This window comes from Actinomycetospora sp., from assembly GCF_036497245.1.
Taxonomy (GTDB): Bacteria; Actinomycetota; Actinomycetes; order Mycobacteriales; family Pseudonocardiaceae; genus Actinomycetospora.
The window spans coordinates 1-4,911 of record NZ_DASXJS010000118.1 but is presented as its reverse complement, the minus strand read 5'-3'; the positions used below and the strand labels follow the sequence as shown (position 1 = coordinate 4,911).

Genomic DNA, 4,911 nt, shown 5'->3' with positions numbered 1-4,911 from the left:
ATCCGGTGGAACGCCACCGAGGAGTGCAAGGAAGCCGAGTTCCACACGAACTGGCGCTACCCGCGCGACGGCGAGACCGCGATCTCGAGCGACCCCGACGTCATCACCGGATGGGCCCGCGCCCACCCGGGCTGCGGGTTCCACGCACCCTGCGAGCCGAACGGCCTGGTCGTCCCGGAGGGGGACGTGAAGCGCGCCCAGACCGCCGGCGTCACCGCGATCAAGGACGGCATCACCGCGTGGCGCGACGCCGGCGGCCCGCGCCCGGCGATGACGGTCCGCACCCCGTCCGGCGGCCAGCACTGGTACTTCGCGGCCCCCGAAGAGCCGATCCACAACTCGACGGGCAAGGTGGCGCCCGGGGTCGACGTGCGCGGCGAGGGCGGCACGGTGTTCATCGCCGGCAGCCACGTGCACGGCCACCCGAACGGCGCCGAGGCGTTCTACTCCACCGACCGGGTCGTCCCGGCCTCGGAACTGTCCGCGCTGCCCCCGGCGTGGGAACGTCGGCTGCGCGAGGCGTCCCGAGGCTCGGGCCGCTCTTCCGGCCCGGCCGCCGCATCGTCCTCGTTCGCCACGCCGGACCAGTTCCACGACCGGGCGTGGATCGTCGAGCAGGTCGTCGCGGCGTGCGCGGCCGCCGACGCGCTCACCGCGACCACGGAGTTCCGGTGGGACTTCTACTCGGTGGCCGTGACCCTCTACACCGCGGCCGACGCCGGGGTCATCAGCCACGACGAAGCCGGGGAGGTCCTGCTCGACGCGGTGCGCCGGGTGTGGGGCGCCGAGCCGGACTCCCGGGACCGCCGGCACGTCGCGGACGCCAAGGCCAAGGCCAAGGCGAACCCGTGGCGAGTGCGTCCCGACGGCCTCCCCGACCTCGTCCCGACCTCGTCCGGCGTGGTGGACGAGGTCACGGGCGCGGCAGCCGCCGAAGGGGGTACGACCAGCACGAACACCGCCGCTACGGCCGCTGAACGTCTCCGGGACGAGGTGGGGACGAGGTGGGACGAGGTCGGGGACGACGACCACCGGCGAGCGTGGGAGCCGATCGACCTGGGTCCCTACATCGACGGCACGTTCACCCCGCCGGCGTCCGGGCTGCTCTACCGCACCGACGGGGTCGGGCTGTTCTACCCGGGGCTCATGCACTGGCTCTACGGGGAGCCGGAGTCCGGGAAGTCCTGGGTCGCCCAGATCGCGGCCGCGGCCGTGCTGACCGCCGGCGGCACGGTGCTCTACATCGACCACGAGTCGGACGCGGCGGCGGTCGTCGAGCGCGCGATGGCTCTCGGGGTGCCCGGTGAGGTACTGGCCGCCCGGCTGCACTACGTCAACCCGGACGTGTCCTCGACCGACGAGCCGAACGCGTTCGCGGAGCTGCTGGCCACGGCCTACGACCTCGCGGTGGTCGACGGCGTGACCATGGGCGTGAGCCTGGACTCGCTCTCGAGCATGGACAACGACGAGATCACCGACTGGGTCCGCCGCGTCCCGCGCCGCATCGCCCGGGACACCGGGGCGGCGGTGGTCTGTGTCGACCACGTCGTGAAGGACAAGGACGGCCGCGGCCGGTTCCCGATCGGCGCGCAGGCCAAGGTCATGGCGATCGACGGCGCCGGCTACCTCGTCGAACCGGAGACCGCGATCCGCAAGGGCGACCGCGGCGAGGTCGTGCTCCGGGTCGCGAAAGACCGGCCGTCGGGCATCCGCTCGGCATCCGGGGAGTGGCGACAGGGCGACCGTACTCAGGAGGCGGCGCGCATTATTCTCGACGCGACCGATCCGCAGAAACTGGGGATCGAGGTGAAGCCGCCGGCCGGTGTGACCGTTTCCTCGACCGGTGAGGTCGTGAAGACCAAGGCCGAGTTCAAGCCGACGATCTACATGGAACGCGTTTCGGAGTTCCTGCAGCACACCGACGGCCCGGTCTCGAAGAATGTCATCGAGACGAACGTCAAGGGCAAGGCGGACATGATCCGCAAGGCTCTGGACCAGCTGGTGACGCTCGACTACGTCACCCGTCGGCAGGAGGGCCAGGCGCTCCGGTTCGTGTTCGTGAAGCGCTACACCTCCCTCGTGGACGTCGAACACTACGGACAAACCGGACCGAGCTGGCAGGACGGGGACGACGATGACTGACCTCGTCCCACCTCGTCCCCACCTCGTCCCTACCTCGTCCCGGACGAGGGTCCTCGACCCCCCGGGACGACCTCGTCCCACGTCGTCCCCCGGCCCCCTCACGGGGGACGGGGACGAGGTCGCCGGGACGAGGACGAGGTGCCCCATTCAAGATCAAGAGAAGGAGCAAGATCATGGACGAGGTGACCGCCAACCGGATCGCGGTGGCGCTCGAGGGCATCGAGCGCCACCTGGCCGACCTCGCTGCCGCCCAGGGCGCGACAGGGCGCGCGGCCGAGCAGGAACGAGAGCAGCAGAAATGGGCGTCGTTCTCGACCGAGGTCGACGAGCGCGAACGAGTGCGTGGACGATGAGCGTGACCATTATTGAGTCGGCGCCGGCCATGCCCGTCGCCCCGTCCCCGCCGCCACCGCACGAGACGGTGTGGGCCCGACTGCGCGAGCGGAACGCGACGGACACGAGCAAGCTCCCCACCGCTATCGCCTCGGGGAGGGAGGTGCTCGAACTGCCGCCGCCGGGACCGCGTCCGCGGGATCGGGACGGGAAATTGTGCCCGGACGCATTCCCGGGCGTGAATAAGTACCTGACTGTGAGCCGGGCGAACGGCTGGACGGATCGGGCGACCTATACGCGGATATGGGAGACCTCGGCGGGGAAGCGTCGGTGCACCGCGACCATCGTGATCGGCTGGGCCCGCGGTGCCGAACGGGTGGCCGGCTACTGGCGCACGAACGGTGCTGGGCGCTACGTGTTCGCCTGGGCGCAGCGCCGCGCCCACCCCGCCCAGGACTTCGGCGCTGCCGGGCTCACCGCCGCCGGGCTCGCGGCGGTGCTGGCGCTACCGGCCGTGCCGTGCGCGGGCTGTTCACGGGTGCTGGCCGCGCACCGGCCGGTGGCGAGCGAGCCGGAGACGGCGGAATGACCGCCCAGCGTCCACGGAGCGCCCCGAACGGCCCCGACTGCGCACCCGGACAAGGCTCGGACCGTAGGGAGGCTCTCAGGGCCCATTTCTTACGGCACGTCGTACGACAGAGCGTCGTAGATAGCGGCGGACGTCCACTGTCGGGGACATCGTCTATGGTCTGGCACACACGGGAGGTGGCGGGATGACGTTCACGGTGGCGGGCGGTCCGACCGGGCACGCCAGCGCGGCTCCGGTGATCGTGGACGCGCAGTGGGAACCCGAACCGGCGTCGGCGGAGCTCTCGCCGGCGGTGGCCGTCGCGATGGCGGTCGAACGTGCCCGCGACGTCGACGCCGCGTGGCGGTTCGTCGAGGACGGCGAGTGGGAGGGCGGCCGCGACCAGTGGGGCCGGCCGCTGGTGCGCACCCCGGACGGCACGATGCGCGGCTACCGCCGGGCGTCCTCGTTCGGGTCGCCGCTGGAGTCCACGATCCTGCTCGATGCCTGGAAGCTGCGCCAGGTCGCCCGCGGGGTTACCGAGTCCCCGGCGCTGCGCGCCCGGGTCGCCCGCGCCACGGTCGGGCTGTCCTCCGAGCTCGAGGACATCGTGAAGGCGTCCAAGAAGGAACTGGACGTCATCGCCGAAGAGGCCATGAAACTGGCCGGTTCGATGGACAAGGCCGACATCGGGACGGCCATTCACAACATCTGCGAGCTGTACGACCGCGGGCTGCCCATCGGGTATGTCGACCCGGAATGGCTTCCCGACCTCGAGGAATGGGCGCGACTTGCCGCGCAGTTCGAGGTCCTCGGCGTCGAAGGGATCGTCGTCAACCACGAGTTCGGGGTCGCCGGGCGCTACGACCGGGTCGCCCGCACCCGTCGCCCGTTCGTCGTCCGGAAAGCGCGCAAGGCGTACAAGCGGGGGAACGTGTCCCGGCCGGCGCAGCCGGCGGTGGTGCTCCCCGCCGGTACCGTGGTCATCGTCGACCTCAAGACCAGCGGTACCATGGACTTCGCGTCCGCGAAGTTCGGGGTGCAGGTGATGACATATGCGACCGGCACCCCGTACGACCCGCTCAACTGCTGCGATGTGGAATGGGAACACGAGCCGCCTTCACCGGACTGGGCAGCGATCATCCACATTCCCTCCGGCCGGGGTTCCGGGTCGATCCACTGGGTCGACCTGCGCGCCTCCTACGGTGCCGCGGTGGACGCCGGGGTCTGCTACGACTGGCGCAACCGCTACGGGAAACGTCTCATCGACTCCCCGGCCGAGGACTGGCCGCTGCTGGCCGCCCACGCCGGCGACCGTGCCGAGCTGGAATACGTCGCCGAGCTCGCGCAGCGCACCGACGGCCACCTGTCCGACGAGCTGACCGCCGCGCTGCGCGCCCGCTGGTACGAGCTCGCCGCCCCCGCCCAGCTCGAGGCCGGGGCGTGACCGCCGTGGGACTGCCGTCGTTGATGGCCTACCTCGCGGTCGTCGACACCACCTGCCCGTGGTGCGCTGAACCGATCGGGGCCGGCGAGCCCTACGCGCTGGCCCGCCCCACCGCGGCGCACGGGGTGCCCCGGGCGTGCCTGGCGTGCGGGTGGGCGTCGCTGAATCACGAGCTCGACGCGCGGCGCCGCGCGCGGGGGTGCTGAGCGGTGCCCAACGCCAACAAGCAGCGCGGGGACCGGGCCGAGCGGGCGGTGCGGGACGCGTTCGCCGCGCTCGGGTTCCCGCACGCCGAGCGGACCCGCGCCGGACATCCCGACGACCATGGCGACATGTGGCTGTGTCCCGGGCTGATGGCCCAGGTCAAGGACGTCGGCGCGCCCAGCTACGGCAAGTGGCTCGCCGACACCGAGACGCAGCG

Annotated in this window: 6 protein-coding genes; all 6 read left to right on the top strand. The window is 71.7% G+C overall.

Features of this window, described 5'->3' with window-relative positions; genetic code table 11:
* On the top strand, positions 1 to 2,142 hold a 2,142-nt coding region (locus tag VGI02_RS12300), incomplete at its 5' end, for a bifunctional DNA primase/polymerase (RefSeq protein WP_331627660.1).
* 173 nt (positions 2,143 to 2,315) lie between these two features.
* A complete protein-coding gene (locus VGI02_RS12295; protein ID WP_331627659.1) occupies positions 2,316 to 2,495 on the top strand; it encodes a hypothetical protein in 180 nt (59 codons plus the stop codon).
* A gap of 326 nt (positions 2,496 to 2,821) precedes the next feature.
* On the top strand, positions 2,822 to 3,064 hold the full coding sequence (locus tag VGI02_RS12290) for a hypothetical protein (protein ID WP_331627658.1): 243 nt from the start codon (positions 2,822 to 2,824) through the stop codon (positions 3,062 to 3,064).
* 184 nt (positions 3,065 to 3,248) lie between these two features.
* Entirely contained in the window at positions 3,249 to 4,490 is a 1,242-nt protein-coding gene (locus tag VGI02_RS12285; protein ID WP_331627657.1) for a hypothetical protein, read from the top strand.
* Positions 4,487 to 4,696 carry a hypothetical protein gene (locus VGI02_RS12280; protein WP_331627656.1) on the top strand — a complete coding sequence of 70 codons (210 nt, stop codon included), beginning with the start codon at positions 4,487 to 4,489 and terminating at the stop codon, positions 4,694 to 4,696. The genes VGI02_RS12285 and VGI02_RS12280 overlap by 4 nt, the downstream gene beginning before the upstream one ends.
* 3 nt (positions 4,697 to 4,699) lie before the next feature.
* Positions 4,700 to 4,911 (top strand): hypothetical protein (locus VGI02_RS12275; RefSeq protein WP_331627655.1); only part of this gene is annotated, 212 nt, incomplete at its 3' end.

Coding starts and splice junctions, on each gene's coding strand:
- VGI02_RS12285 (WP_331627657.1), top strand. CDS start 3,249: ATGACGTTCACGGTGGCGGGCGGTCCGACCGGGCACGCCAGCGCGGCT.
- VGI02_RS12295 (WP_331627659.1), top strand. CDS start 2,316: ATGGACGAGGTGACCGCCAACCGGATCGCGGTGGCGCTCGAGGGCATC.